The 26,451-nt window shown below is 62.3% G+C and carries 24 protein-coding genes; 11 read left to right on the forward strand and 13 right to left on the reverse strand.

What is annotated here, in order from left to right:
* Positions 1 to 148: 148 nt before the first annotated feature.
* Entirely contained in the window at positions 149 to 1,489 is a 1,341-nt protein-coding gene (locus NKK47_RS00205; RefSeq protein WP_352574568.1) for an LGFP repeat-containing protein, read from the forward strand.
* 381 nt (positions 1,490 to 1,870) lie between these two features.
* On the opposite strand, the gene NKK47_RS00210 is transcribed toward NKK47_RS00205, so the two are convergent.
* The 7 genes from NKK47_RS00210 to NKK47_RS00240 form a co-directional block, all read right to left on the reverse strand.
* Positions 1,871 to 3,925 carry a M3 family metallopeptidase gene (locus tag NKK47_RS00210; protein ID WP_352574919.1) on the reverse strand — a complete coding sequence of 685 codons (2,055 nt, stop codon included), beginning with the start codon at positions 3,923 to 3,925 and terminating at the stop codon, positions 1,871 to 1,873.
* A gap of 167 nt (positions 3,926 to 4,092) precedes the next feature.
* Entirely contained in the window at positions 4,093 to 4,605 is a 513-nt protein-coding gene (locus NKK47_RS00215) for a hypothetical protein (protein ID WP_352574570.1), read from the reverse strand.
* A 195-nt stretch (positions 4,606 to 4,800) separates the two neighbouring features.
* A complete protein-coding gene (locus NKK47_RS00220; RefSeq protein WP_352574921.1) occupies positions 4,801 to 5,208 on the reverse strand; it encodes a nuclear transport factor 2 family protein in 408 nt (135 codons plus the stop codon).
* Positions 5,209 to 5,221: 13 nt separating this feature from the next.
* Positions 5,222 to 5,866 (reverse strand): carbonic anhydrase, encoded by a 645-nt coding sequence (locus NKK47_RS00225; protein ID WP_352480025.1) that lies wholly within the window; start codon positions 5,864 to 5,866, stop codon positions 5,222 to 5,224.
* Between the two features lie 166 nt (positions 5,867 to 6,032).
* The gene (locus NKK47_RS00230; RefSeq protein WP_352574572.1) at positions 6,033 to 7,058 is read right to left on the reverse strand and encodes a transporter; all 1,026 of its coding nucleotides are present in this window, start codon (positions 7,056 to 7,058) and stop codon (positions 6,033 to 6,035) included.
* An 86-nt stretch (positions 7,059 to 7,144) separates the two neighbouring features.
* Positions 7,145 to 8,749, reverse strand: coding sequence for an inorganic phosphate transporter (locus NKK47_RS00235; protein ID WP_352574574.1), 1,605 nt, complete (start codon positions 8,747 to 8,749; stop codon positions 7,145 to 7,147).
* 144 nt (positions 8,750 to 8,893) lie between these two features.
* Entirely contained in the window at positions 8,894 to 9,430 is a 537-nt protein-coding gene (locus tag NKK47_RS00240; RefSeq protein ID WP_352574576.1) for a TetR/AcrR family transcriptional regulator, read from the reverse strand.
* A gap of 150 nt (positions 9,431 to 9,580) precedes the next feature.
* Between NKK47_RS00240 and NKK47_RS00245 the strand changes: the two genes are divergently transcribed.
* Both NKK47_RS00245 and NKK47_RS00250 read left to right on the forward strand, forming a co-directional pair.
* Positions 9,581 to 10,858 (forward strand): efflux RND transporter periplasmic adaptor subunit, encoded by a 1,278-nt coding sequence (locus tag NKK47_RS00245; protein ID WP_502904966.1) that lies wholly within the window; start codon positions 9,581 to 9,583, stop codon positions 10,856 to 10,858.
* Positions 10,855 to 13,941: an efflux RND transporter permease subunit gene (locus tag NKK47_RS00250; RefSeq protein WP_352574578.1), complete on the forward strand. Its 3,087-nt coding sequence runs from the start codon at positions 10,855 to 10,857 to the stop codon at positions 13,939 to 13,941. Before NKK47_RS00245 ends, NKK47_RS00250 begins: the two co-directional genes overlap by 4 nt.
* Positions 13,942 to 14,013: 72 nt before the next feature.
* Here the strand turns inward: NKK47_RS00250 and NKK47_RS00255 are convergent, their stop codons facing one another.
* Positions 14,014 to 14,478: a L,D-transpeptidase gene (locus NKK47_RS00255; RefSeq protein ID WP_352574580.1), complete on the reverse strand. Its 465-nt coding sequence runs from the start codon at positions 14,476 to 14,478 to the stop codon at positions 14,014 to 14,016.
* A 600-nt stretch (positions 14,479 to 15,078) separates the two neighbouring features.
* Here NKK47_RS00255 and NKK47_RS00260 point away from each other — a divergent pair.
* The gene (locus NKK47_RS00260) at positions 15,079 to 15,246 is read left to right on the forward strand and encodes a hypothetical protein (protein ID WP_352451255.1); all 168 of its coding nucleotides are present in this window, start codon (positions 15,079 to 15,081) and stop codon (positions 15,244 to 15,246) included.
* A gap of 76 nt (positions 15,247 to 15,322) precedes the next feature.
* On the opposite strand, the gene NKK47_RS00265 is transcribed toward NKK47_RS00260, so the two are convergent.
* Complete coding sequence (locus NKK47_RS00265) at positions 15,323 to 16,009, reverse strand: response regulator transcription factor (protein WP_292663715.1); 687 nt, start codon at positions 16,007 to 16,009, stop codon at positions 15,323 to 15,325.
* Positions 16,010 to 16,055: 46 nt separating this feature from the next.
* On the opposite strand from NKK47_RS00265, the gene NKK47_RS00270 reads away from it, so the two are divergent.
* Together NKK47_RS00270 and NKK47_RS00275 are read left to right on the forward strand one after the other, a co-directional pair.
* Positions 16,056 to 16,835 carry a response regulator gene (locus tag NKK47_RS00270; RefSeq protein ID WP_198023578.1) on the forward strand — a complete coding sequence of 260 codons (780 nt, stop codon included), beginning with the start codon at positions 16,056 to 16,058 and terminating at the stop codon, positions 16,833 to 16,835.
* Positions 16,836 to 16,881: 46 nt separating this feature from the next.
* A complete protein-coding gene (locus tag NKK47_RS00275; RefSeq protein ID WP_352574582.1) occupies positions 16,882 to 18,969 on the forward strand; it encodes a PAS domain S-box protein in 2,088 nt (695 codons plus the stop codon).
* 90 nt (positions 18,970 to 19,059) lie between these two features.
* Here the strand turns inward: NKK47_RS00275 and NKK47_RS00280 are convergent, their stop codons facing one another.
* Entirely contained in the window at positions 19,060 to 19,464 is a 405-nt protein-coding gene (locus tag NKK47_RS00280; protein ID WP_023678146.1) for a hypothetical protein, read from the reverse strand.
* Positions 19,465 to 19,884: 420 nt separating this feature from the next.
* Here NKK47_RS00280 and NKK47_RS00285 point away from each other — a divergent pair, with 420 nt between their 5' ends.
* Complete coding sequence (locus tag NKK47_RS00285) at positions 19,885 to 21,087, forward strand: aromatic ring-hydroxylating oxygenase subunit alpha (RefSeq protein ID WP_352574584.1); 1,203 nt, start codon at positions 19,885 to 19,887, stop codon at positions 21,085 to 21,087.
* Between the two features lie 11 nt (positions 21,088 to 21,098).
* Here NKK47_RS00285 and NKK47_RS00290 read toward each other — a convergent pair whose 3' ends face one another.
* The 3 genes from NKK47_RS00290 to NKK47_RS00300 form a co-directional block, all read right to left on the reverse strand.
* Positions 21,099 to 21,866, reverse strand: a complete 768-nt coding sequence (locus tag NKK47_RS00290; protein WP_352574925.1) for a DUF429 domain-containing protein — start codon at positions 21,864 to 21,866, stop codon at positions 21,099 to 21,101.
* Between the two features lie 62 nt (positions 21,867 to 21,928).
* A complete protein-coding gene (pdxY, locus tag NKK47_RS00295; RefSeq protein ID WP_352574585.1) occupies positions 21,929 to 22,813 on the reverse strand; it encodes a pyridoxal kinase PdxY in 885 nt (294 codons plus the stop codon).
* Positions 22,814 to 22,821: 8 nt separating this feature from the next.
* Positions 22,822 to 23,073, reverse strand: a complete 252-nt coding sequence (locus NKK47_RS00300; RefSeq protein WP_023678142.1) for a hypothetical protein — start codon at positions 23,071 to 23,073, stop codon at positions 22,822 to 22,824.
* A 161-nt stretch (positions 23,074 to 23,234) separates the two neighbouring features.
* On the opposite strand from NKK47_RS00300, the gene NKK47_RS00305 reads away from it, so the two are divergent.
* The 4 genes from NKK47_RS00305 (at position 23,235) to NKK47_RS00320 (ending at position 26,436) form a co-directional block, all read left to right on the forward strand.
* A complete protein-coding gene (locus NKK47_RS00305) occupies positions 23,235 to 23,879 on the forward strand; it encodes a LemA family protein (RefSeq protein WP_023678141.1) in 645 nt (214 codons plus the stop codon).
* 167 nt (positions 23,880 to 24,046) lie between these two features.
* The gene (locus NKK47_RS00310) at positions 24,047 to 24,892 is read left to right on the forward strand and encodes a TPM domain-containing protein (protein ID WP_502897735.1); all 846 of its coding nucleotides are present in this window, start codon (positions 24,047 to 24,049) and stop codon (positions 24,890 to 24,892) included.
* 52 nt (positions 24,893 to 24,944) lie between these two features.
* Positions 24,945 to 25,787: a TPM domain-containing protein gene (locus NKK47_RS00315; protein WP_352574929.1), complete on the forward strand. Its 843-nt coding sequence runs from the start codon at positions 24,945 to 24,947 to the stop codon at positions 25,785 to 25,787.
* 10 nt (positions 25,788 to 25,797) lie between these two features.
* Positions 25,798 to 26,436, forward strand: coding sequence for a TPM domain-containing protein (locus tag NKK47_RS00320; RefSeq protein WP_352574587.1), 639 nt, complete (start codon positions 25,798 to 25,800; stop codon positions 26,434 to 26,436).
* Positions 26,437 to 26,451 lie beyond the last annotated feature (15 nt).

Raw genomic sequence — 26,451 nt, forward strand, 5'->3', positions numbered from 1 at the left:
CCACACTTTTCCTGGAATTGCTCTGGCGCAGCTCGGAACTCCGTAAGCCGTCCGTAAGTCGCGGTCTGGGAACCTCGGCCCGTCGATCAAAACCGATCGCCGGAGGCCTGAAGCCCCCGATACCAACACTCACAGGAAGGAAAAGGTCATGCCGTATACTGCCAGAGCAACTTCGAGAGTGCGTGCCGGCACCATCCGCGCTGGAGCCACAAGACTTTCCGATCAGCTCAGGATCGGGCCTTGGTCGCTCCTCTCGCCGGAAGCCGTCATACAGCAAAAGTACAACTCCCTTGGAGGCGCCGGCTTCGCCGAGATCGACAGGAAGGACACTGGAAAAGCCTGGTATCTCAAGAACGGCTCATGCATTTGCTACAACGATGCCATGCACAACGCCTTTGAGATCCATGGCGAAATCTACAGGAAGTGGATTGCGCTTGGCGGTCTCGCGTGGGGCATTCCCTGCACCGACGAAACCGGAACTCCCGACGGCGTCGGCCGATACAATCACTTCAACAACAATACCGCTTCGATCTACTGGACACCGAACACCGGTGCTCAAGCGATTTGGGGGGCAATTCGCGGCAAATGGGCAGCAATGGGCTGGGAGCGCTCGGTTCTCGGCTATCCGGTCACCGACGAAACCGGAACTCCCGACGGCGTCGGGCGCTACAACCATTTTGCCAATGCCGGCTCGATCTACTGGACACCGAACACAGGAGCCAACGTGGTGTACGGTGACATCCGCAAGAAGTGGGAGAGCCTGGGCTGGGAACAGTCATATCTGGGCTATCCCACGACCGACGAGACCGAATTTGCCGAAGGAGGCCGCGCCAATCTGTTTGAAAACGGCGGCATATACTGGTGGCCCGACACCGGCGCGATCGACCTTCGAGACGTCGTCGTCCACTATACCGGCCTCCATTGCTTCGGCGAGACCGACTGGGATCAGGGGCCGGGTGGTGCGGACGAGCCCTATGTCATCGTCAGCGTGGCAACGCCGCGGATCGCCGACACCAAGCGCAGCCAGGTCTATGGCGACGTCGATGCGGGAGATACGAGACCCGACCTGATGGAGGTCTATCGAGGTAAGCCCTACGGCATCAATATCGGTACGGTGCTGATGGAAAATGATTTCGGCGATCCGAACAAGTACAAGGACGAAGTGCAGAAGGTCGTGATGGGCGTCCATACGGCGGGTACGCTGGCTTTGGGCCTCATTCCGGTGGCAGGACCTATCATTGCCGCGATAGCCGGCCCGGCCCTGGGATCCTTGATGCCATCGATCGGCGGCGCCATCAGCGATCTCTTCGATTGGGGCGATGACAGGATCGGGAGCGCGACAGTGACCATCTCCGCAAAGCAGATGGTGTTGCTCGCGGCACGTACGAACAATACCACCTTCAGCGGGATTGGGTTCAAAGTGGAAACGCCCCTGATTTCCGGCGAGGGGGCTTCCTACAAAGCCTATTTTGGCTTTGTGCCTGCCTAGGCCAATCGCCCCGGCAAAAAAGCTTGCCGGGACAATCAACTTACCAGCCCCGCCTTCCGTTGGCGGGGCTGACGTTCGCGACTGAGAGTTTCCGTAGCGGTCGTCGCAAGGCGCGGTCCGGATGCGGCAGCGGCCGATCAGCATAGCGGGCAAGCTGTCGTTGCCTACCCCGCACAGCCCGTAGCGCCGCCATGAACGCGGCTCCTTCGGCCGGAACGATGGAGACCGCATTAAGTGCAGTCACCTCAACGACGCGGCCGCAACCAACGAGGCCGAACGGGACCGGCGGAAACCGGATCAGGCGGTGCGTAACCCGACGCCATGACGGCGGCCGAGATCAATCAGGATGGAAAGAGAACCGGTGACAAGAGCGGGCATGCATCACACCAGCCCGCGCTTGGCCATCATCGCTTCCGGTGACGGCATCTTGCCGCGGAAGGCGGTGTAGAGTTCTTCCGGGTCCTTCGAGCCGCCGGCGGCGTAGATGTTCTTGCGCAGCCGCTCGGCCAGCGCCGGGTTGAAGGGATCGCCTGTTTCCTCGAAGGCGGCGAACGCATCGGCGTCAAGCACTTCCGACCACATGTAGGAGTAATAGCCGGCAGAATAGCCATCGCCGGCAAAGATGTGGCCGAAATGCGGGGTGCGGTGACGCATGGCGATGGTGTCGGGCATGTTGAGCTTTTCGAGCGTTTCGGCTTCGAAACGAAGCGGCTGATCCGCCGCGTCCGGCCGCGCGTGATAGGCCATGTCGACCAACGCCGAGGCCGTGAACTCGACCGTGGCGAAACCGGCACCGAAGGTGCGCGCCGCCAGCATTTTGTCGACCAGCGCCTTTGGCATCGGCATGCCGGTCTTGACATGCAGCGCATGTTTTTCCAGCACCGCCGGCACCGTCAGCCAGTGCTCGTAAAGCTGCGAGGGCAGTTCGACGAAATCGCGGCTGACCGACGTGCCCGCGACCGACGGCCAAGTGACGTCGGTCAGCATGCCGTGCAGGGCATGACCGAATTCGTGGAACAGGGTCTTGGCCTCATCGACCGACAGCAAGGCGGCCTCGCCGGCCGGCGGCTTGGCGAAATTCATGATGTTGTAGATGACCGGCTTCGAGCCAGGGCCAAGCCTATAACCGGATTTCAGCGCGCTCATCCAGGCGCCGGAGCGCTTCGAGGGCCGCGCGAAATAGTCGGCGAGGAACAGGCCGCGCTCGCTGCCGTCGGCATTCTTCACCACGAAAACACGTGCGTCCGGATGCCAGGTGGCAATGCCCTTCTTTTCTTCGAAAGAAATGCCGAACAATCGTGTTGCCACGTCGAAACAGGCGTCGATGATGCGGTCTAGCTGCAGGTACGGCTTCAGCTCGGCCTCGTCGAAGGCGAATTTCTCTGCGCGCAGCTTCTCCTGATAGAAGCGCCAGTCCCAGGCAGCGAATTTCTCGTTGCTGCCGGCCTCGGCCGCCAGCCGCTGCAATTCGGCCTGGTCGCTTGCGGCCTTTTCCACCGCCTTTTCCCAGACCGGATCGAGCAGCGCGTGCACCGCCTCCGGCGTCTTGGCCATAGTATCGTCGAGCTTCAATGCGGCGTAGGAAGGATAGCCGAGCAGCTTCGCCTTCTCGGCGCGCAGGCGCAGCATGTCGCGCACCACGTCCGTGTTGTCGGTGGCGCCGCCATTCTGACCACGCATGATGAAGGCGCGGAACGCTGTCTCGCGTAGATCGCGGCGCTCTGAGAAGGTCGAGAACGGCTCGTAGATTGAACGCGACAAAGTGACGGCGTAGCGGCCCTTCTGGCCGCGCATCTCGGCGGCTCCCGCCATCGAGCTTTTCAGGAACTCCGGCAGGCCGGCAAGGTCGGCCTCGTCGAGGAACAACGCCCAGTCGCGCTCATCGGCAAGCACGTTCTGGCTGAAATTGGTGCCGAGCGACGACAATTCCTCGTTGATCGAGGCCAGCCGCTTCTTGCCTTCGGCGTCGAGCCTGGCGCCGGAGCGGACGAAGTTTTTCCAGGTCTTTTCCAGCACCCGCAGCGTTTCGGCATCGAGCTTCAAAGCATCGCGGTGCTGATAGAGGTGGTCGATGCGGGCGAACAGGCGTTCGTTCATCGAGATTGCCGAGAAGTGCCGCGACATCTTTGGCGAGATGTCGCGCTCCAGCGCCTGGATCGCCTCATTGGTGTGGGCGCCGGCGCGGCACCAGAAGATCGAGGAGACATGGTCGAGCGCCTCGCCGGCAAGCTCGAGCGAGGCAAGCGTGTTTTCGATCGTCGGTGTCCCGGTGTTGCCGGCAATCGCCTCGATCTCGGCCTCGTGCGCCTTCATGGCCGCGTCGAAGACCGGAGAAAAATCGCCGTCGCCGATGCGCGTGAAATCAGGCAGGCCGAGCGGCCCTTGCCATGCGGTCAGCGGATGGGCGGCGAGGTCGACGGTGGACGGCATGGGCAAACTTTCGCTGAGTGGCGGGAGGCGGGCGTCACCGATGTAGGGCGCCGGCCGATTGCGCGCAACAGCGCGGCTGGTTAACACTGATGCGTGCCCACGACTCGTATGCGAACCAGGATGCCCACTCGCGCGCAGCGCAGCAAAAAGTGCACTGTAACGGTAATTCCCATCTATAATAATCTAAAATCCATGGTCTCGTTGTAAAATTCAGGCATCATTTCGTTTCCGAGATAGATAACGCTTCCGTGACTATTTCTAATTTTATTTAGGTTAGATTTAGACAACTTGAAAACACGACTAAAGTATGCGTCGTATTCTTTCCTCATATCGCCTTCCGACCAGTCTAAATTATAGTACATTCTGCCAGGCAACATTACATCGCCGCGCCACAGATTTATATCATATTCAATTACCGGAGATAATCTTGAACTAACTTGCAAACATTTATTTTCAGCGTCACGCTCAAGGACTATGTTGTTTAAAAAATCCTTTGACGATATCAGAACTCTTCTGTTTTTAAAAGACCGTTCTTCTTCTCGGATGGGCTCCCAAAAAATGGGGGTATCGCCATCTTCGATGGACGGCTTGACGAATACTATATTCTCAACACCCTTGGACAAGGCATGGTTGAAAACGATTTCATCTCTGTGCGACAGGAAAAGATTGAATTGATTGCCCATCATTGCCCTCCAACACATAAGATTTCGAATTCCGGTAACAGTGCACTTTTGCAGGGCGCGACCGTCGTTGTGAGTGGATTGACCGCATGGCTTGTCGCATTGGCGTTCCCACCTGCGTAACCACGTGACGTGGACAGGTCCGAATTGACGCCGGCAATTCCAGCGCCTATCCCCCGAGAAGCTCAAGACCAAATTTCGTCAGTAGCCGTCGCAGTTTTCGGCGATCGCGGCTTGCGAACTGGCGCTGATCTGGTCGTTGGCGATCGCGAAAGTCTCCTGCATCAGCATGTCGTTACTGGGAAAATCATAGCAGGCGATCACAGTGGTGACGCCGCCCTCCGTCTTCTCGATCCGATGGCGGATTTCGGCCCCGGCGACGGCGTCCTGCCACTCGGCGATCGAGGCGATGAATTCCTGCTTGCTTTGCACGACGCCGAGGTCGTCGAGCTTGATGCGGACGTTGTCGGCAAGCAGGTCCGACAATTCGGTGCGGTCGGCGACCAGCAGTGCCGAATACCAGCGGTCTATGATCGCGCTATCGTCGGCGCGGGCGATATTTGCCGAGCACAGCAGCGCTGCCGCCGCGAACGCGAACCGAGCTCGCATCATGCCTCGTCTCCTACTCCGTCTCCGGCCGCTCGAAATCGCCTGTGTCCTTGTTCATCACCCAAAGCTCGCCGGTCGAAATATCGAACCAGGCACCGTGCAGTGACAGTCGCCCCTTGCCTTCGAGGATCGAAACACAAGGGAAGGTGCGCAGATTGGCTATGGAATAGCGGATCGAGATGCGCTCCAGCGCCGTCTGGCGCTCGGTCGCGGTCATGAAGGTGCTCGACGATACGGTCTCGGCCGCCGGCGCGATCAGGCTCATCCACTTGCCGATGAAATCGCCCGGCGACAAGGGTGCGGCCGTGGTGTCGAGTGCCGCGCGGATGCCGCCGCAGCGGCCGTGGCCCATCACCACGATGTTCTTGACCTTGAGGCTCTGCACGGCAAATTCGAGCGCCGCCGATGTCGAGTGGAACTGATCGTCGGGCGCATAGGGCGGCACCAGATTGCCGACATTGCGCAGCACGAACAGCTCGCCGGGCCCGGCATCGAAGATCGCTTCGGGCGCGGCCCGCGAATCGCAGCAGGCGACGATCATCGTTTCCGGTGCCTGGCCCTCCCGCGCCAGCGAGCGATAACGGCCGCTTTCGGTGAGATAGCGGCCGCTCATGAAACTGCGGTAGCCGGTGAGAAGATGCTCGGGAAGATGGGGCATGGGCAGCGGTGGGAGCCTTTCCAGGTTGAAGGCAGCTCGGTTCAATCCCGAAAGGCTCTAGCGCATCGGCCCGAAAATCGGAACCGATTTTCGGAAGGCGAGGCGTGGTTTCAACGTGCCAGCCCGTACTTTGACACAGGTGAACGAACGCCGCCATTAATCGGGTTCAGAACCGCAGATTGGCGCCGGCACGCAGCAGAAGCCAGTAGAACAGGCCGGTAGCGCCAGCCGCCAGCAGCATCGCCAGGAAGAAGCCGCTGGGACTCTCGGCAAATGGCAGTCCGCCTGTGTTCATGCCGAAAATGCCGACGATCAGCGTGCCCGGCAAAAGCAGCGCGCTCATCACCGCCAGCGCCTTGAGGCTACGGTTCGATTCGTCGGCAAGCTCGGCGGCAAGCTCCTCCTGCAGCAGTCTTGCCCGGTCGTTGATCATGACGACCTCGCGGTCGAGCCGTTCAAGGCGCGCAGCAAGCCGGCGCAGAACTTCATGTGCGTCGGCGGAAAGGTTCCAGGCGGAACGGTCTTCACCCTGGAAAAGCGCTGCCAGGGCCGCGATCGGCCGATGCAGGGATACGGCAAGGCGGCGCACATCCTTCAGCTGCCGTCTTTCGTTGGCAAGCCGCTCGGTCACGAGATGATCCTCGACTGCATCGAGCCGCTTCGTCGCTGTAGCGAGCCGCAGGCTGGTGGTCTTGCAAAAAGCCATGACCAGCATTTCGAACAGCTCGAATGCCGTGGCCGGCCGCAGTCCCGCGGCAAGGGCAGTGTGCACTTCCTCCACCGCCGCCAGCGGATGCCGGCGGCCGGTGACCAGCAGCCGCTCGGAGACCGCAAAATGCAATCTGCCGATGGTCGTCGACTGATGGGCGATCTCGCCGTGCAAGTCGGCCGAAATGCCGTGGACGACGCCATTCTCATGCGCCAGCACTAGGCTGTCCTCATGTCCTTCGAGGATTGCATGAGCCGACGCCGGCAGCGCGCAGGCATGGCTGACCCAGGAATGGGCGCGCCGGTCGACAAGGTCGACATGCAGCCAGACCCAGCCGTCCGCTGAGGCGAGCGCGGCCTCTATGTCTCGGGGCGCCAGTGGTTCGGGAGCTTTGCCGGGAGCAGCATGATAGGCCCAGACCAGCCCGGGAGCATGATGCTGGTCGTCCGCGGCAAGCAATGTCAGATGCGATGCGTCATTCATGGCCGCCGCCGAAATAATGCACGTTCAGGCGATCAGGGCCGCGCCGGGGCCGGTGCCGCGACATTCTGGTCAAACCCTGCCCCCGCTCAGAACACCTGGCGGAAGATGACGAACAACACGAAGGCAAGACAGATCGAGACCGGAAGGGTCAGTATCCAGGCCATCAGCATGTTGCGCACCGTCGACCATTGCAGGCCAGAGCCGTTCGCCGCCATGGTGCCGGCAACGCCCGAGGACAGCACATGGGTGGTCGAGACCGGCAGGCCGAGATAGTCGGCCGATGCGATCGTCGCCATCGCGACAAGCTCGGCGGACGCACCCTGACCGTAGGTCAAATGGCTTTTGCCGATCTTCTCGCCGACGGTGACGACGATGCGCTTCCAGCCGACCATGGTGCCGAGGCCGAGCGCCAGCGCGATGGCGACCTTGACCCAGAGCGGGATGAACTTCGTCGCGTTGTCGACCGCCTTATGGTAGGTTGTCACCGCCTTCAGGTCGTCTGCCTCCATCGGCAGCAGCTTCTTCCTGTCGATCAGCTTCAGCGCTTCACCGATAAGATAGATGTTGTTGCGGGCGTTGCTGACCAGAGTTGTCGGCAGCTTTTCCACGGACGGATAGGGCGACAACATGGCGCTGGTGTCGTGGATGAAGCTCCGCAGGGCAGGCGTGGTCTCGTCCTTCCAGGTCTTGGTGCGAACGGCGTCGCCGACCACGATTGCCGCATCGGTCACGGCGATGCCGGGCTTGACGTATTTGCCGAGTACCGTTTCGACCTGCGTCGCCGCCGATTTGTAAGCTTCGAGATAGTTCACGTCCGGTGTGCGGTTGAGCGCGAAGGCGGTCGGCACGACGCCGATCAGGATGAGCATGATGAGGCCCATGCCCTTTTGCCCGTCATTGGAGCCGTGGGCAAAGCTGACGCCGGTGCAGGTGAAGATAAGCAACGCCCGGATCCACAGCGGCGGCGGCGCGCTCGACTTGGGCGCCTCGTAGAGCTCGCGGTTCCTGACCAGCAGCTTCATCACCAGAAGCAGCAGTGCAGCCAGGCCAAAACCGACCAGCGGCGAGATCAGGAGCGACAGGCCGACATTGGACGCCTGCGACCAGTCGACGCCGCTGGTGACGGAGCCGGCCGGGGCCATGAACTGGTTGGCGAGACCGACGCCGATGATCGAGCCGATCAGTGTGTGCGAGCTCGAGGCAGGCAGGCCGAGATACCAAGTTCCGAGATTCCACATGATCGCCGCAACCAGCAGCGCGAAGACCATGGCCAGTCCGGAGCTCGATCCGACCTGAAGGATCAGCTCGACCGGCAGCAGCGATATGATGCCGAAGGCGACCGCTCCGCTGGCGGTGAGCACGCCCAGAAAGTTGAAGAAGCCGGACCACATCACTGCAAGCTCGGCCGGCATGGAATGCGTGTAGATCACCGTTGCCACCGCATTGGCAGTGTCGTGAAAACCGTTGACGAATTCGAAGCCGAGCGCGATCAGCAGCGCCAGCCCAAGCAGGATCCACGGCACCGCGATGGTGCTGGTCAGGTCCTGGCTGAGCGCGTAGCCGACATAGGCAAGGCCGCCCAGAATGATGACGGCAAAGGCCGGCAGAAACCATTTACCGGTGTCGTTTGGCCGGTCAAGCGGATGCTCCGGCCTTGGAATTCCTGCCTCGCTTGAAACAATATCGACCACACCCCACTCCTCCTGCGTTGCAGCAAAGAATGGGAGGACGCTATGTCGGCACGATGAAGCCTGTGTGACGGCGGGCACTTTGGGTTGACGCAACGGGCGATCGACGCGACCGAGGCAGTTGAACCCGGCCAGCGCATTCCTAGACTATTCCGCGATCTCCAGCAGGGTCGATATCAGCAGCCGGCGCTCTTCGGCGGAGAGAATGTCCGAACCGAACAGGTTCATGCTGCGAAGCCCTTCGATGGCGAGATAGCAGACCAGCAGCGCCTTGAGGTTCGGCGTTTCCTGCTTCAGCCGCTCGAACAGCTGCCGCCTGAACGATTTTATCGGGGTCAGGAAATCGGGATCCTCGGCAATCGCCGAAAATATCCAGGATGCCGACGGTTTCGATTCCTCGGCATGCTCGGCCGACAGCTTGATATAAGTTGCAAGCGGGCTTTCGCTGTTGACGCCGGCCGTGCGGGCGGACTCCAGGGCCTGCTCGAAGGCGCGCAGGTAATCCTCTACCAGCGCCTGCATCAATTTCGCCTTGGTCGGGAAATTGTAGAGAAGACCACCCTTCGACACGCCGGCACGGCTGGCGACCGCATCCAGCGACAGGCTGCCAGGACCCGTCTCGCGCGCCACGGCGGCGGCGGCGGCGAGAATCTTCTCGCGCGAATTTGCTCTGCGGACTTTCATCAAGGGTTCCCCATTCATTAGCTTAGGCGGAATTGACAAGACCGTCCAGACGGTACAGTAAGATCGCCGTCATTTGAAATTGGGACCAGTCACAGGTATGTGTTCCGGTCGTCCGACCGTTATGCTGGGCCGTGGCCGAGGGGACTGTTCGTGATCAAGCGCTTCATCATCGCCTTCATTCTGCTCGTGCTGGTGTGCGGCGGCATCGTCGGCTTCAACCTGTTTCGCGACAATGCGATCAAACAGTTCTTCGCCACCATGAAGCCGCCGGCCGCGACCGTGTCGACGGTCATCGTCAAACCGATGTCCTGGACGCCCGGCATCGAGGCGATCGGCACTGTCAGTGCCGTACGCGGCGTCGACCTGACGGTCGAAACCGCGGGCATCGTCAAGGACATCCTGTTCCATGCCAATCAGAAGGTCGCCGCCAACGCCGTGCTGCTGCAGCTCGACGATGAAGTCGAGCGAGCCGACCTCGTGGCATCGAAGGCGCAAGCGACCTCCGACCAGACGACGCTGATGCGCGCGCTTGAGCTGCAGAAGCGCGGGGTCGGCACCGACGCTACGCTCGACACAGCGCAGGCAGCAGCATCGGTCTCCGCCGCGCAGGTGAACAAGCTGCAAGCGGTGCTCGACCAAAAGCAGTTGACGGCCCCTTTCAATGGTACCGTCGGCATTCCGAAAATCGACATTGGCCAGTATCTCACACCCGGCACCGCCGTGGTGACCTTGCAGGACATGGACACGATGCGTGTCGATTTCACCGTCCCGGAGCAGCAGCTTCCGCAGCTGAAGATCGGACAGACGGTGCGGTTGGGCGTCGGCGGCGGCGACATGCCGTTCGCCGGCAGTATCCGCGGTATCGATCCGAAGATCGACCCGACCAGCCGGCTGGTGACGGTGAGAGCGGAGGTCGGCAATCCCGAAGGCAAGCTGACGCCCGGTCAGTTCGTCCAGGTGCGCGTCGAACTGCCCGAGGAGAACGACGTGCTGGCGCTGCCGCAGACGGCGCTGACTTCCAGCCTGTACGGCGACTTCGTCTTCGTGGTGCGCCCGGCCAAATCCGCCGAAGCCAACGGCGCGGCGCCCGAGGCAAAGCCGGAAGACAAGCCGGCTGCAGATGCTGCCAAGCCCGCAGCCGAAGCACCCGCGGCAAAACCCGAAGAAAAGCCGGCTGCTACCCCAGCCAAACCGGCAGAGGAAGCCAAGCCGGCAGCGGAAGAACAGAAGCCGCAGCTCGTGCTAGCCCAGGTGTTCGTCAAGCCAGGCCGCCGCAACGCCGGCCTCGTTGAGATTCTGGAGGGCATCGCGCCCGGCGACGAAGTCGTTACCGCCGGCCAGAACCGGCTCTCCAACGGCATGTCCGTTGCCGTCGACAACACGATCGATCCGAGCAAGCCAGGGAACCAGCAGGCAGCCCAGCAATGAGCTTTTCCGACCTCTTCATCCGCCGCCCGGTCCTTTCGACCGTGCTTGCCTGCATGATCCTGCTTCTGGGTTTTCAGGGCATCTTCAACCTTTCGATCCGGCAGTATCCAGAGGTTGAAGAAACGGCCATCACCATCACCACGGCCTATCCCGGCGCCAGCGCCGACCTGATCCAGGGGTTCATTTCCGCGCCGATCGCGCGTGCTGTCGCGTCGACCGAAAACATCGATTATGTGACGTCGGCGAGCCGGCCGTCATCCAGCACCGTGACGGTGCAGATGAAACTCGGCTCCGACCCCGACGTCGCGCTGAACGAAGTCTTGTCGAAGGTGCAGAGCGTTCGCGGCGATCTGCCGGACGAAACCAAAGACCCGGTGATCGTCAAGGGCACCGGCCAGCAGTTCGCGATGATGTACATCTCGATGCAGAACCCGAACATGACGCCGGAACAGCTCACCGAATATATCGAGCGCGTCGTGCGGCCGCGTATCTCGACGGTCGAAGGCGTCGCCGACGTGCAGATCTTCGGCGCAGCCGAATATTCGATGCGGGTCTGGATCGACCCGATCAAACTGGCGGCGCGCGGCGTGACGGCGGCGGAAGTGCTGGCCGCCATCAACGAATCGAATTTCCTTTCCGCGCCCGGCGACACCGAAAACGAATATGTGGTTTCTTCGATCACCGTTCGCTCGACGCTGCAGACGCCGGAGGCTTTCGCCGCCCTTCCACTCCGGTCGAAGGACGGCAATGTGGTGAGACTGCGCGACGTGGCCCGCGTCGAACTCGCCGCGGCGAACACCGACACCAGGGTCAGCTTCAACGGCAAGCCCGGCATCTTTCTCGCTATCTTTCCGACGCCGGCCGCCAATCCGCTGACCACCGCGGCGGCAATCCACAAGATTGTGCCGACCATCCAGGAGACGCTGCCGCTCGGCATGACGATGGAGATCGTCTACGACTCAACCGAGCAGATCAGCGCGTCGATCGAGGAGGTGTTCAAGACCATCGGCGAGGCGGTCGCCATCGTCATCGTCGTCATCCTGCTCTTCCTCGGCTCGTTCCGCTCGGTGCTGATGCCGATCGTGACCATTCCGCTGTCGCTGATCGGCGTCTGTTTCCTGCTGTTTTCGGTGGGCTATTCGATCAATCTTTTGTCGTTGCTGGCCATGGTGCTGGCGATCGGACTTGTCGTCGACGATGCCATCGTGGTGGTGGAAAACATCCACCGCCACATGGAGGAAGACGGCTTGTCGCCGATGCAGGCAGCCTTCAACGGCATGCGGGAGATCTCGTCCGCCGTCGTCGCCATGACGATAACATTGGCCGCCGTGTTCGCGCCGCTGGCCTTCACCGGCGGCCTGACAGGCGCACTGTTTCGCGAATTCGCGGTGACGCTTGCCGGCTCGGTGGTGCTTTCGGGTGTCGTCGCCCTCACCATCACACCGATGATGTCGGCACGTATCCTGAGGTCCGGCTCGCACAGCCGCTTTCAGCGCATTGTCGACAATACGTTCGGGCGGGTCGAACACATCTATGAGCGGCTCGTCACCGGTTCGTTGAACTATCGCCCGGTGACGCTGATGATCGTCCTCGCGCTGGTCGCCACGACCGGTTTCATGTTCACCAAGACCTCGAGCGAACTGGCGCCGGAAGAGGACCAGGGTTTCCTGCTTTCGCTGGTGACCGCGCCGCGGTACGCGACGTCGGACTATACCGAAACCTACGTCAATCAGATACTCGGCCTGGTCAAGGATCTGCCTGAGACGCGGGCACAGTTCTCCGCGGTCGCCTTCGGTGGTGGCCAGACAAACAGCGCTTTCGTCGGCTTTGCGTTCAAGGACTGGGCTGACCGCACGCGCAACTCGAAGGAAATCCAGCAAGACATTACGGGCCGCCTGAGCAAGGTGGCGGGCGTCGAAGCTTTCGTCTTCGCGCCGCCGACGCTGCCCGGCTCCGGCGGCGGCCTGCCGATAACGATGGTCGTGCGCTCGACCGGCGACGCCTCGCAGGTGTACGAGGCGGCCGAAGACATCAAGAACAAGGCGCAGGCCTCCGGCCGCTTCATCGTCGTGCAGAATTCGATGACCTTCGACGCGCCGCAAGTGACAGTGACGATTGACCGCGATCGCGCCGCCGCGCTCAACCTGCCGATAGCCGACATCGGCCGGACGCTGACGCTCCTGGTCGGTGGCGCCGAAGTGGCGCAATTCGACCGCGAATCCAATAGCTACGACATCATTCCGCAGGTGCCGCAGCAATTCCGCGACAATCCCGAAAAACTGGGCGAGTATTTCGTGCGCAGCGTATCGGGCGAGATGGTGCCGCTCTCGGCGGTGGTGAAGATCTCGACCAACGCGTCGCCGGCCGCCATCGAGCAGTTCAACCAGCTCAACTCGGCGACGATCTCTGCCTTGCCGCGGCCCGGCATCACCACCGGGGATGGGCTACAGGCGATCGAGGACATTGCCAAGCAAAGCCTGCCCGACACCTTCTTCATCGACTATACCGGTCAATCGCGGCAGGAGAAGGAACAGGGCTACACGATCATCATCGCGTTTGCGGCGGCGGTGCTCGTCATCTATCTGGTGCTGGCGGCGCAATTCGAAAGTTTCCGCGATCCGCTGATCATCATGATGGCGGTGCCGCTGTCGATCTTCGGCGCGATCGTGCCGCTTAATGTCGGGCTCGGCACGCTCAACATCTACACGCAGGTCGGCTTGATCACGCTGATCGGCCTGATCACCAAGCACGGCATCCTTCTGGTCGAGTTCGCCAACCAGCAGCGTGAAATGCACGGCATGCGGCGGCGCGATGCGATCATCGCCTCGGCCAAGGTGCGGCTGCGGCCGATCCTGATGACGACGGCGGCGATGGCGCTCGGCGTGGTGCCGCTGATCATCTCCAGCGGCGCTGGTGCCGCGGCACGCTATTCGATGGGCTTGGTGATCTTCACCGGCATCCTGGTCGGAACCATGTTCACGCTGTTCGTGGTGCCGATGTTCTACACCTTTATCGCCAGCAAGGACCTGCCGCATCACGCCGAAAAGCCGGATCCGAACCTGATGCCGGTGATGCCGGATTAGACTGTACTAATATTGTACAATAAAAAGGCCGGATTTTCCGGCCTTTTGTGAGAGCGACGAGAGCAGCATCGCTCAGTTGACGATGACGATGCTGGTGTTGGCCGGGCCGAAGACCTCGACGAGCTGGTAGAAATCGGCGGCGTTATCCGGATGCAGACGCACGCAGCCATGCGAGGCCGGCTGGCCGAGGCGCTTGATGGCGCTTGTCGCATGTACGGCGTAGCCGCCGCTGAAGAACACCGAATGCGGCATCGGGGCGTTGTCGTATTTCTTCGAATACCAAATTTCATGCATGCGGGTCGGCTTGAACGAACCGGTCGGCGTGACGTGCGTCCTGTCGCCGGTCGAGACCTTCCAGGCGAATGTCGGCCGGCCGTCGACCAGGATTTCCATGGTCTGCTGTGACAGTGATACACGCGCAACGATCTTGTTGGCGGCGGCGTGGGCTGCGCCGTTGCCGGCACTGACAAGCAAGGCAGTACCGGTGATCACGGCGGCAGCGATGTTGATGAGCTTGGCGGAAATGGCAGTGTACATGATGTCTCCCCTATTCTGCCGGTCGGGGCCGGCTCAATTCGATGACCGGCTTATCGGGGCGTCATGTTTCCAGCCGATTTCGCTACGTGCTCGTTTGTGTTTCGTTTCTGTTTCCCCTGGTTAACAGAAAAGGTCCGTGCAAAGCAGCTTGCAGTTGCACGACGTCGTCATGACGGTGGCGTGTTTGCCTAGGCGGATCGGCCAAACCGCGGCGCGAATACGCGATTGCCTTTCGTTTGATAGGAATTCACCTGACTCCGAAACCGAGCTGCAACAAAGCGCAGCCTCGGCGGCATGATCCGGATACAGCGAACAGGGTAAGTTGACCTAACGAAAACAGCGGTCAACGAACGATCGGAAGCCAACACTGTTTTCGCTACGGTCTGGATTGGTCTGGACAGTTTCCAGCCTGCGCGTCGACCTGCTCAAGTCCCTCTGGCGGGGGCGGCTTAGGGCCGTTGAGGATGCGCGGCGCCTCCGGCAACTTGCAGCCGAGAGGACCGAAGGCCCGCGCCGCAACGGGGGGCTCCGCTGGCGGCGCGGGCGCTTCGGGGGTTCCCCTGAAGTGCCCGTAAATTCCAATTTTGAGGAACGAACAGCATGAAAACGAAATTCGCCGCTTCCGTGCTTTCCGCCCTGCTTTACGTCCAGGGCCTGCTCGGCATTGCCGGCCTCGCCACCGTGCTGCTGAAGGAACGTGCCCATGCCGGCGAGGTCAGTACGAACAGTGACATGCTGTCCGGCCCGTCGCTTCTCGTGGTGCGCTGAAGAGCATCGGACCCCAAAGTGGAAACCGGTTTTGGGAAAACCCGATGCTCGAGACAAGAGGGTGGCCGTCCTGCCTTCAATCGGCGAATTGCGTCGGCGGATCGAACCGGTAACCCGCACCCCGTATGGTGGTGATGGTTTCGGTATCGAGCTTGCGGCGCAGCCGCACGATGCGCGAATCGATCGACCGATCGAAGGCTTCGGCATTTTCGGCGGGCGCGGCGGCGATGATGTCGTCCCGCGTCAGCACCTTGCGTGGGCTGGCCAGGAACAGCCTGAGCAGCGCCACCTGCCCGGGGGACAGCTGTTCTTCCGTGCCCGAGCGGTGCATGACGATGGCCGATCGGAGATCGACGGTCGCGTTCTCCAGCACGATCAGTTCCCCGGCGCTCCTGCCGCGCCGAGCCAGAAGGCCGCCTACGCGAGCGGCAAGCTCCCTGACATTGAGCGGGCTTTCGACGACGTCGGCGGCGCCGAGTTCGAGCGCCAGAACCTTGTCGACCAGATCGGCCGGGCGGCAGATCAGGATGAAATCCGGTCCACCTTCGCCGCCATGTCGCCTGAGCAGGTCGCGCCCCTCTGCCTGGCTGACGCTGTCGCCGACAACCACGACATCGATACCCTTTTCCGAAAGCAGCGATTCGGCCTCCCACGGCTGTCGCGCCGCGCGGACGTCATGACCGCGCCGCTCGAGATGATCGGCGAGATCGGTCGCAATTACTTCAGCGACGGAAACAAGCGCGATAACGGATCGTGCAGCCATGTTTTTCTACCCCGCATACGGCAACCCAAGAAGAGTGCTGGACATCATGTTTATACCCAATCTACTTTCCGCTGAAAGCGGGAGCGAAAGCATCGTGCGGGCACGAATTGTCATTGTCGAGGACGAGCCCGACCTGAGGGATGCGGTCGCCGAGTATCTCGGCGCCAGCGGCTATGATGTGGCCACGGCCGAAAGTGCGGCGGCGGCGCGCGACCTTTTGGAAACCCAGTCCTTCCATCTGGCCATTCTCGACATCGCCATGCCGGGCGAGGACGGCCTGTCGCTCGGCCGCTGGATGCGGTCGAAAATGCCGATCGGCATCATCTATGCGACGGCGGCCGGTACCGCGCTGGACCGCATCGTCGGACTGGAGCTCGGCGCTGACGACTACATCGTCAAGCCTTACGAATTGCGCGAAGTGCTGGCCAGGGTGCGCAGCGTGCTGCGCCGCGTTCCGGAACCGACCGAGCCACAAAAGGCCAAGGCTGAAACATCCGGCGGCCGCCGGTCCGTGAGCTTCGGACCCTTTCACGCCGATCTCGACGGCAGGCTCGTCACCGGCGCCAACGGCGCGGTCATCGACATGGCCAAGAGCGAGTTCGACGTGCTGGAGGTGTTCCTGACGCGCGCCAACCGGCTGTTGACGCGGGCGGCGATCTCCGAGGCGATCGGTTTCGTCGAGGACCCGGAGTCGTCCCGCGCCGTCGACATCCGCATCATGCGGCTGAGAAAGAAGATCGAGGCGGATCCGGCCAATCCGAAATTCCTGCGCACGGTGCGCGGCGAAGGCTATATCTTCTCGCTGCCAGTCGGGGAAAACAACTAAGGCCCGGCGGCTTGAGCAAGCCACGGCCAGGAAATGACGGCTGACCATGACGGCTGAAACAACACGCGCGGACATGCAGGGCGCCAGGCAGGGCGCGGCGATGGCGGCCGTGCATGTGGTTCGCCGGCTGCGCGAAGCCGGCGACTGGCAACGCGAAATGGAGGGTATTCTCCAGACGCTTTGCGAAGCCATGGATTGTCACCGCGGCATCCTGTTTCGCCTGCGCGAACTGCCCGGCCAGGGCTTCGCCCAGTCGGTCGCCGCTTATTGGATCGCTCCCCGGTTTGGCGGCGAACTGGCGTCACCGACCGTCATCATGCAGTCGGTCGTCGATTCGGACCCATTGCTGGAACGGCTGGCGGAGGACGAGCGTCAAGGCAAGATCTTCGCCGGGCACACACGCGATCTCGAAGGCTTTCTGCGGACCGATTTCGAAAAGCAGAACATCAAGTCATTCCTGTCGGTGTCGGTCTTTTCGCACGGCAATTTGTGGGGCACGCTGGCGGTCAACGACTGCATCCACGAACGCGAATGGACCGACCAGGAAGAGGCGGCGCTGCACATGGTGGCACTCGCCATCGGCGATGCCATCGAACGGTCGCCCTCCGACGCGCATGCCAGCGACGTCATTCGCCGCACCATGCTGCAGGCCTCTCTCGACGCCATCATCGTCATCGACGAGACCGGCTCGATTATCGAATTCAATCCGGCCGCCGAGAAGATGTTCGGCTATCGGCGCAGCGATATCCTCGGCAAGGACCTGCTCGATACGGTCGTGCCGGAATATTACCGCAAGGGCTATGCGTCGGGTGCCGAATACATGTCGGGCCGCGGCGCGCCGATGGTCGGCCAACGGCTTGAAACGGTCACCCAGAATGCCGCCGGCGAGGTTTTTCCGATCGAGCTGACGGCAACCGAGATGCGGGTCGCCGATCGCCAGCTGATCTTCGGCTCCATCCGCGACCTGCGCGACAAGTTGCGGGCCGAGGAGGAAATCAACCGCCAGCGCGAAAAACTGCACCAGAACGAGAAGATGGCGGCAATGGGCTCGCTGCTTGCCGGCGTTTCGCACGAGCTCAACAATCCGCTGGCCGTGGTTGTCGCCCAGTCGACGCTGCTGCACGAATTCGCCGCCGATCCCCAGACCAAGGTGCGCGCCGAAAAGGTGCGCGCCGCTGCCGAGCGCTGCGGCCGTATCGTCAAGAGCTTCCTGTCGATGGTCCGCCTGCACCCGGCCGCACAAGCCGAAACCGACCTCAACCAGGTGATCCGCGCCGCACTCGAAGTGACCGCCTATGGTGCACGGTCGAGCGGCATCATCATCGACACCGATTTCGCCAGCGGCCCGTTGCTGGCCATGGCCGATGCCGACCACGTGACGCAGGTGGCCGCCAACTTCCTCATCAACAGCCAGCACGCCTTGGCCGGCGTTGCCGGCGACCGCAGGATCAAGGTCCGGACGTTTCGCAGCGACCGCGGCAATCCCGGATTCTCGGTCGAGGACAACGGGCCAGGCGTGCCGGAAGCGATACGCTCACGCATATTCGAATCCTATTTCACCACCAAGCCGGTCGGTGTCGGTACCGGCATCGGCCTGTCGATCTCGAAATCGATCATCGAGCGGCACAATGGCAATATCTGGTTCGAGGAGGTTTCGCCGAGAGGTGTGCGTTTTGTCGTGCAGCTGCCGGCGATCGCTGCCGGCGCGGCCGCCGCCGGCGAAGCTCCGTCGCGGTCGAGCGGCTTGCGTCACGCGCTGATCATAGACGATGAGCCGGATGTCGCCGCGTCGCTGTCCGATATTCTGGAGCTGATGGGCATCAAGTCGCGGGTCGTGCCGGCCTGGGTCTCGGCCGCCGCGACGCTGAGCGGCCATGTGCCGCCGGACATCGTGTTTTCCGATTTGCGCATGCCCGGCACCAGCGGCATAGCCGCCTATCGCGAGCTACTCGCCGAAATGCCGGGTCTGGCGCGGCGCTTCGTGCTTGTCACCGGCGATCTGATCGGCGCGAAAGGCGAGATCGAAGCGCTGCCGGCGCAGCAGCGACCGCCGATCCTCGAAAAACCGTTCAGCACGCTGGATGTGCGCGGCGTGCTCTCGGCCATTGCCGAGCAGGCCGCTCTGGGCGGCTAGACTCCGCGATCTCGCCCCGGAAGAAAAAGGCTCCCGGCCGACATTGCGGCGGGAGCCTGACTGGAGTGCTGGAGGGCGCTCGCAAAAAAATCAAAAAACGTTCGGCGTATCAGCCAGCGGGGCGGCATTGGCGATCATGCGGACCGGTCGTGCCTTGCCCGACTGGGCAGCGATGACGCGCAGGCAATCCAGGCTCTCGGCGCCCCAGGCCTGCCCCTTGCAGGCAAAATCGATCTCCGGCATCGGCAGGCGCGCCGTCTTGGTGGTGGTTGTCGCGCCGTCGATGAGGTTGGCCGGCGGGTTCAGTGAGGCGAAGGCCGGACCGACGGTCGGCGTCAACGCCATGCCGGCAAATGCGGCAGCCGCCAGCAGCATGAACATCGCCATCGGATGATCACTGGCGCGCTGGCGCAGCGCCAGCTTCGGGCGCCGGTCGTTACGCTGGGGACCCTGCTGGCGAAGGTCGGTATCGGTGATCTGGATTTTCGTACGCATCGTCGTTTCCTTCGGTCTTCTTCTTTTCCCTGTTGAAACGAACTTAATCGCACCTTGTAACCGGCCAACGATGATGGATTAACGATTGTGTAACCGGCATGAAACCAAGCCCGCGGCCATTCCTGGGCAAACCGATCCGGCGTAGCTGGCAGCACCGGTGGCATTCTGTGCTCGTTTTCCGCTACCCACGGCACCAGATCCACGTCGCTTTTCCAGGCCCACAGAGCGTCGAGCGCTCAACAAGTGTAAGGGGATTAACGTCTGGAATTCCCGGGATTTTCCCGGCTTCGATCGTTCGGACTGGGCTCTCGAATCCCGCTTGATTTCCCGTCAAGAATTCTCTCCATTTTCCCAAACCATTGCATTTCAACGGAAAATATGCTTTTATTGAACGAGCATTCAATAAATAAAGAGCCTTTTATGAACCCGCATCTGCGTGACGTGGCAATCCCCAACGATTGGGATCGGCGGGGGCTGCCTGGCTGGAGCTATCATTCCGACGCCTTGCTCGAACTCGAGAAAGAGCACGTCTTCCGCAACCATTGGCAGATCGCCGGCCATGTCTGCGACGTGCCGAACGCCGGCGACTATCTGACGATGGATGTGGTCGGCGAGCGGGCGCTGATCGTGCGCGGCAAGGATGGCGTTGTGCGCGCCTTCAACAATATGTGCCGCCACCGCGGCAGTCGCGTCGTTGCCGACAGCCAGGGCACTTGCAAGAATGCGCTGGTCTGCCCCTTTCATGGCTGGGTCTACAATCTCGACGGCACGCTGCGCGGTGCTGCCCGCCCCCGTTCCTTCCCCGACCTCGACAAGACCGAATTCGGCCTGATGCCGCTCGAGCTCGAAATCTGGATGGGCTTCATCTTCATCCGTTTCCGCAAGGGTGGGCCGCAGCCATCGGTGGCCGAGCTGTTGAAGCCGATCGAAGCCGAGATTGCCCATTACGGCGTCGCCGAGATGGTGCCGTCCTGGGGCATCTGGACCCAAAAGACGCCGGTCAACTGGAAGTCGGTGCGCGATGTCGACAATGAAGGCTACCACGTCGCCATGGCGCATCCGGCGCTGCAGGACCTTTACGGTGCGACCTATTTCGACGAGCCGTTCGTCAACGGCGTGTCGCGCTCGTTCGCCACCTACAATCCGTATGCCGGACGGCGCTGGAGCGTCGCGCAATACATCAAGCTCGCACCCGAGGCGAAGCACCTGCCGGAACACCTGCGCAAGGCCTGGATCTACTACGGCATCTTCCCGAACAACGCGCTGTCGATCATGCCGGAATCGGTGCAGTTCTATCAGGAATTTCCGCTGTCGACGGGTGAGACGCTGCTGCGCGGCGCCATCTACCGCTATCGCGACGAGACCAGGGAGCAGGCGGCAGCCCGCTACCTATCCTACCGCATCGACCGCGACACGCTGGCCGAGGATGTACAGCTTTCGATATGGTCCAACGAATCCATGCTGTCCGAAGCCTTCGGAGGTTTTTACCTCTCCGATCTCGAATATGGCGTGCGCACCCACCACGACCATTTGCGCAAGCAAGTTCCCGTGCTCGGATTGGAGACCGCGCCCGAGGAGAAGGATATGTGGGCACTCAACGAGGCGCTCAGATCACGCTCCTGACGCCCTGGTCCTCAGGCCCAAATGGCGACGGGAATGCCGAAACGATCGGCGAGCGGCGGATCCGGAAACGGCATTGCCTCGCCTTTGACGATGCGTCCGGCAACCAGCATCATCGCAGCGGCATCGAGGAAATCGTCGGCGGCCGCGCCGCGCGGCGGCGCGTGGTCGAGAAAATCCTGGCTATAACCATGCCGGGCAAGCAGCGCCTTGCGTTCGGCCATGCCGGCCGGATTGATGTTGCCCCTGATCTTCTTTGGCAGGCGCATCGCCCGGTCGCCGTTCAGTTTGCAGAAGGCAACTTCCGGATGCGATTCGAACACGCGGCTGCGTAGTTCGGGGCGCGCGATCAGCAGCGAATCGACCTCACGGATCTTGGCGAAGATGCCGAAGGCCTGGATCGAGACACCGCGCGGCGGATCTGAGGTCGTCTTGGCTACCTCACTTGCCTTGCGATGTGCGGCGTACCAGGCGTCGACCGTGGTGAAGGCTTCGATCTCCGCGTAGAGCGCGGCGCGGGAGGGGATGGCAAAGACACTGGACTGCCGGGCCCCAAGCAGCGGCCGCACCAGCGCCTCCGGGCCGCGACCGCCTCTTTGGGAGAAATCGGGCAGGCCGATTGGCATATCGACCGCTACCAACGAGTCGGCGGGCAGTCGGTCGAGCAACGCCGCGAAGCTTGGGAAAACGGCTGTCGACGGTGCCGCACCGGGATCGCGGCGGACGGCTATCCAGCCGGCCTTGCAACCGTCGACGCCGACAAGCACAACACCCCAGGGCATAACATCGTCGGGCGCAACATCCTTGGGCGCACCATCCTGGGGCACGGCGTCTTCGGCCTGCGTCACGCCCGGCGGTCCCGTTCCGGATGCAGGAGATGGCGAAGCTGCACCATCGCCATCGGGTGCGACAGGCTCTGGGCATCGGTCTCGAGCTGCAACTCGTCGCCGCCGCGCTTGGCGGTCCGCGCCAGGATCTCGTAGACCGCCGCCGTGGTCGATTGCAGCGCCTTGGCGGCCGGCTGGCCGGACAGGATCCGCGCCAGGTAGACGGCCGCCGTCAGGTCGCCGAGCCCATTCGGCGGCTTGTCGATGAGCCGGTGTTCGGCAAGCAGCGCCTCCCTGCCTGTGAGCAGCAAATTGCCGGTGCCGCCGGCCATCATCGCCGGCGCCGAAGTGACCAACATGGCCGGTGGGCCGGCCTGCAGGGCTGCAGCCATTGCCGATTTCAGGTCTGGCAGCGGCGCTCCGGCCATCCATTCCAGCTCGTAGCGGTTGGGCGTGGCGATATCGGCGATCGGCATCAGCCGGTCGCGCATGGCGATTGAGGTCGGCTCAGGTACGTAGAGCCCGCCCGAATCGCCCATCACCGGATCGCAGATATAGAGGGCGTCCGGCGTCTTCGCCTTCACTGCGCCGACCAGCGAAGCGACGGCTTCGGCCTGGCCAGCCTCGCCGAGATAGCCGGACAGCACGGCGCCGACCTCGCCCAGCCACGGCGCGCGCTCGAGGTCGGCCATCAGCGCCTTGAACTGGTCCAGCGGCGGCACGATGCGGGTGGCCCGGCCATGGCCCGGATGCCAGGGCAGGATGACGGTCGGTACCGCCCAAACCGGAAAGCCGAGCGTCTCCAGCGCAAAGACAGCGGCACGGTTGCCGACCGAGCCACGGGCGACATGGCTGGAGACGACGATGACCGCGCGCGGCGCCTCGGTTTTTTCGGCACTCATTGATTTTCCTAACTGCCCCTGGTGACGAAAAGCACGAGCCAGATCAACAGGCCGATGGCAATAAGCAAGCCCGCTGCCCGACCGATGCGAGTGCCCCAATATTCGATCGGATCCGACCGGTCGGCATCGGCCGCGGTGACGTGGTCGCGCGCACCTTTAGTGGTTCGCGCGAGGAACGAGGTGCCGCCCGGGTCGGTCTCGCGCGCCACCCGTTCGATGATGCGGCGCGATTCCGCGTCGCTGTCGTGGCGTTTCGCCATGGTGATGTCCCGTTTTATGCCGAGCTTAACCCGTTCGCCTCGTCTGTCACAGGGCCCGACGGCGAATGGCAGAAACCAGTAACACTTCTCGGCCGAAGTCATTTTCTTACGCAAGGATTGTGCTAATGCTTCGCCTGCCAATGCTATCGAGGGGACTTATCATGCTTGCCCAGCGCCTTTCTTCGCCGCCAATCTTTCGTAATTTAGCTGCGTTCCTGGTCATGGCCGTCATGCTGCCGCTGCTTGCCGGCTGCGGCTACAACACCATTCCGACGGCTGAGGAAAACGCCAAGGCCGCATGGAGCGAGGTGTTGAATCAATACCAGCGCCGCGCCGATCTCATCCCCAATCTGGTCAACACGGTCAAGGGCTACGCCGCGCACGAGAAGGACACGCTCGATGCCGTGGTCGAAGCGCGCGCCAAGGCGACGCAGGTGACCGTGACGCCGGAAACGCTGAACAATCCGGAAGCCTTCAAGAAATTCCAGGACAGCCAGGCCGGCCTGACCAGCGCGCTGTCGCGCCTGCTGGCGGTGGTGGAGAACTATCCCGATCTCAAGGCCAACCAGAACTTTCTGGCGCTGCAAGCACAACTCGAAGGCACCGAGAACCGGATCACGGTCGCCCGCCGCGACTATATCCAGGCAGTGAGAGAGTACAATCTGACGCTGAGGACCTTCCCGTCGGTGATCTGGGCGACCTTTTGGTTCCGCGGCAACCAGCCGTTTGCGAATTTCACCATCGAGGAGGATAAGATGCAGCCGCCGAAGGTCGATTTCGGCACCAACACCACGCAAGGCGGGTGAAGAACAGCCGGTGAGCGTGGTCCCTATTGGCCTTGCACTCCGTAGCGCCCCCCTCTGCCCTACCGGGCATCTCCCCCTCAAGGGGGGAGATTGGCAGCTTTGGCCTCACCGCCCATCCTGCAACGTTGGAGATTGGCGAAAACAGCCGTGACAGCCGATCTCCCCCCTTGAGGGGGAGATGTCCGGCAGGACAGAGGGGGGCGCGACAGAACGCCTGCCTGGCCTTCCTGCTCGTCTTCCAAAGCCTTCTCCTCCTCCTCCCTGTCATCGCCTTCGCCGCCGACCTGCCAACCCTCACCGGACGGGTCGTCGACAATGCCGGCATCATCGATGCCGCGACCGAGGCGGCGCTGACGCAGAAGCTTGCCGAGTTCGAGACCAAAGGGTCCGACCAGATCGTCGTCGCGACCATCCCCAGCCTCGACGGCGAGGAGATCGAGCCTTACGCCAACCGGCTGTTCCGCGCCTGGAAACTGGGCCAGGCGAAGGAGAACAACGGCGTCCTGCTTCTGGTGGCGCCGAACGACCGCAAGATGCGCATCGAAGTCGGCTATGGGCTGGAAGGCACGCTGACCGACCTGCACACCAAGCTGATCATCGAAAACGACATGGTGCCGGCCTTCCGTGCCGGCGATTTCTCCGGCGGCATCAGCAAGGCCGTCGACGACATGATCATGGTGCTGGAAGGCAATCCCGAAGAACTGGAGGCGCGCGGCGAACGCAACCAGCAGCCGCCGTTCAACAGCGACGATCTGTTCTTCACGATCTTCATAGCCATCTGGGCAATCATCTTTTTCGGCGGCCTCGCAGCCTCCATCCTGCCGCCGATCTTCGGCCAGAAGATCGGTCCCGGCCGCTATCGCTGGCTGGGCATGACCTTCGAGCCAAACCGGCGGTCGTCCGGCGGCTGGTCGGGAGGTTCCGGCGGGGGATGGTCGTCGGGTTCAAGCGGTGGCGGGTTTTCCGGCGGCGGCGGTTCGTCCGGCGGCGGCGGCTCCTCGGGAAGTTGGTGACGAGATGACAAGACACGCCATCAGCCCGGTGGAATCCGGCCGTTTCATCAAAATGATCGGCACCGCGCTGTTGGCCATGGCGGTGCTGCTGGTCGGCTTCGCGGCCTTCGCCGCCGCACTGCCGGCGCTGACCGGACGGATCGTCGACAATGCCGGCATCATCGATGCCGCGACCGAGGCGGCGCTGACGCAGAAGCTTGCCGAGTTCGAGACCAAAGGGTCCGACCAGATCGTCGTCGCGACCATCCCCAGCCTCGACGGCGAGGAGATCGAGCCTTACGCCAACCGGCTGTTCCGCGCCTGGAGACTCGGCCAGGCGAAGGAGAACAACGGCGTCCTGCTTCTGGTGGCGCCGAACGACCGCAAGATGCGCATCGAGGTCGGCTATGGGCTGGAAGGCACGCTGACCGACCTGCACACCAAGCTGATCATCGAAAACGACATGGTGCCGGCCTTCCGTGCCGGCGATTTCTCCGGCGGCATCAGCAAGGCCGTCGACGACATGATCATGGTGCTGGAAGGCAATCCCGAAGAACTGGAGGCGCGCGGCAAGCGCAATCCGGCGAATGACAATCCTGTCGATCCCATCTTCATGCTGTTCATTGTCCTGTGGGCGACGATGTTCTTCGGCGGCTTGGCAATGGCGTTCCTGCCGCCGATCTTCGGCACGAAGCTGTCGCCGGGCGTTTACAAGTGGCTGGGCATGACGTTCCGCTACGGCCGTGGGCCAGCTTCGTCATCCTCCGGTGGCGGTGGCTGGACGTCTGGGACCTCGTCTGGCAGTGGCTGGTCGTCTGGAAGTTCCGGCAGCGGTTGGTCGTCTGGACATTCGGGCGGCGGGTTTTCAGGCGGCGGCGGTTCGTCCGGCGGCGGCGGTTCTTCAGGAAGCTGGTGAGACATCAATCATGGCAACACGACCGATCAGCCCCGAGGATCATGAGCGCATCGCCGATGCGATCCGCGCTGCCGAATCAAAGACCGACGGCGAGATCTACTGCGTCGTGGCGCATGCCAGCGACGGCTATTTCTTTCCGGCCGCTTTCATGGCGATGCTCGGCATGCTCGTCGTCAGCCTCGCCGTCGGTTATGGGCTGGAAGCCTGGTGGCTGTCGATCCGCTTGCCGCATTTCGTCATCGCCGAGCTTCTGGCGGTTGCCAGTGTGCTCATCCTGTTGTGGGCATTGCCGGCATTGCGCATCCATTTGGTGCCGAGGCGGCTGCGCTACCAGGCCGCCCACGCCAATGCGATGAAGCAGTTCCTCGCCCGCAACGTCCACCGCACCACGGCGCGCACTGGCGTGCTGGTGTTCGTCTCGATTGCCGAGCGCTACGCCGAGGTGGTCGCCGACAGCGGGATCGATTCTCGTGTCGGCCAGCATGTCTGGGACGGTGTCGTCCGCGACCTTACGGCGCATGCCGGCGACGATCGGCTTGCCGAGGGGTTCGTCAAGGCGATCCAAGCAGTCGGTGCGGTACTGGCCGAACATTTTCCGGTCTCGACTGGCGACAGCAACGAACTGGACGACCATCTGGTCGAGATTTGATCTCGCCAAAAGCGG

It is taken from the genome of Mesorhizobium sp. M0019, from assembly GCF_040323975.1.
Taxonomy (GTDB): Bacteria; Pseudomonadota; Alphaproteobacteria; order Rhizobiales; family Rhizobiaceae; genus Mesorhizobium.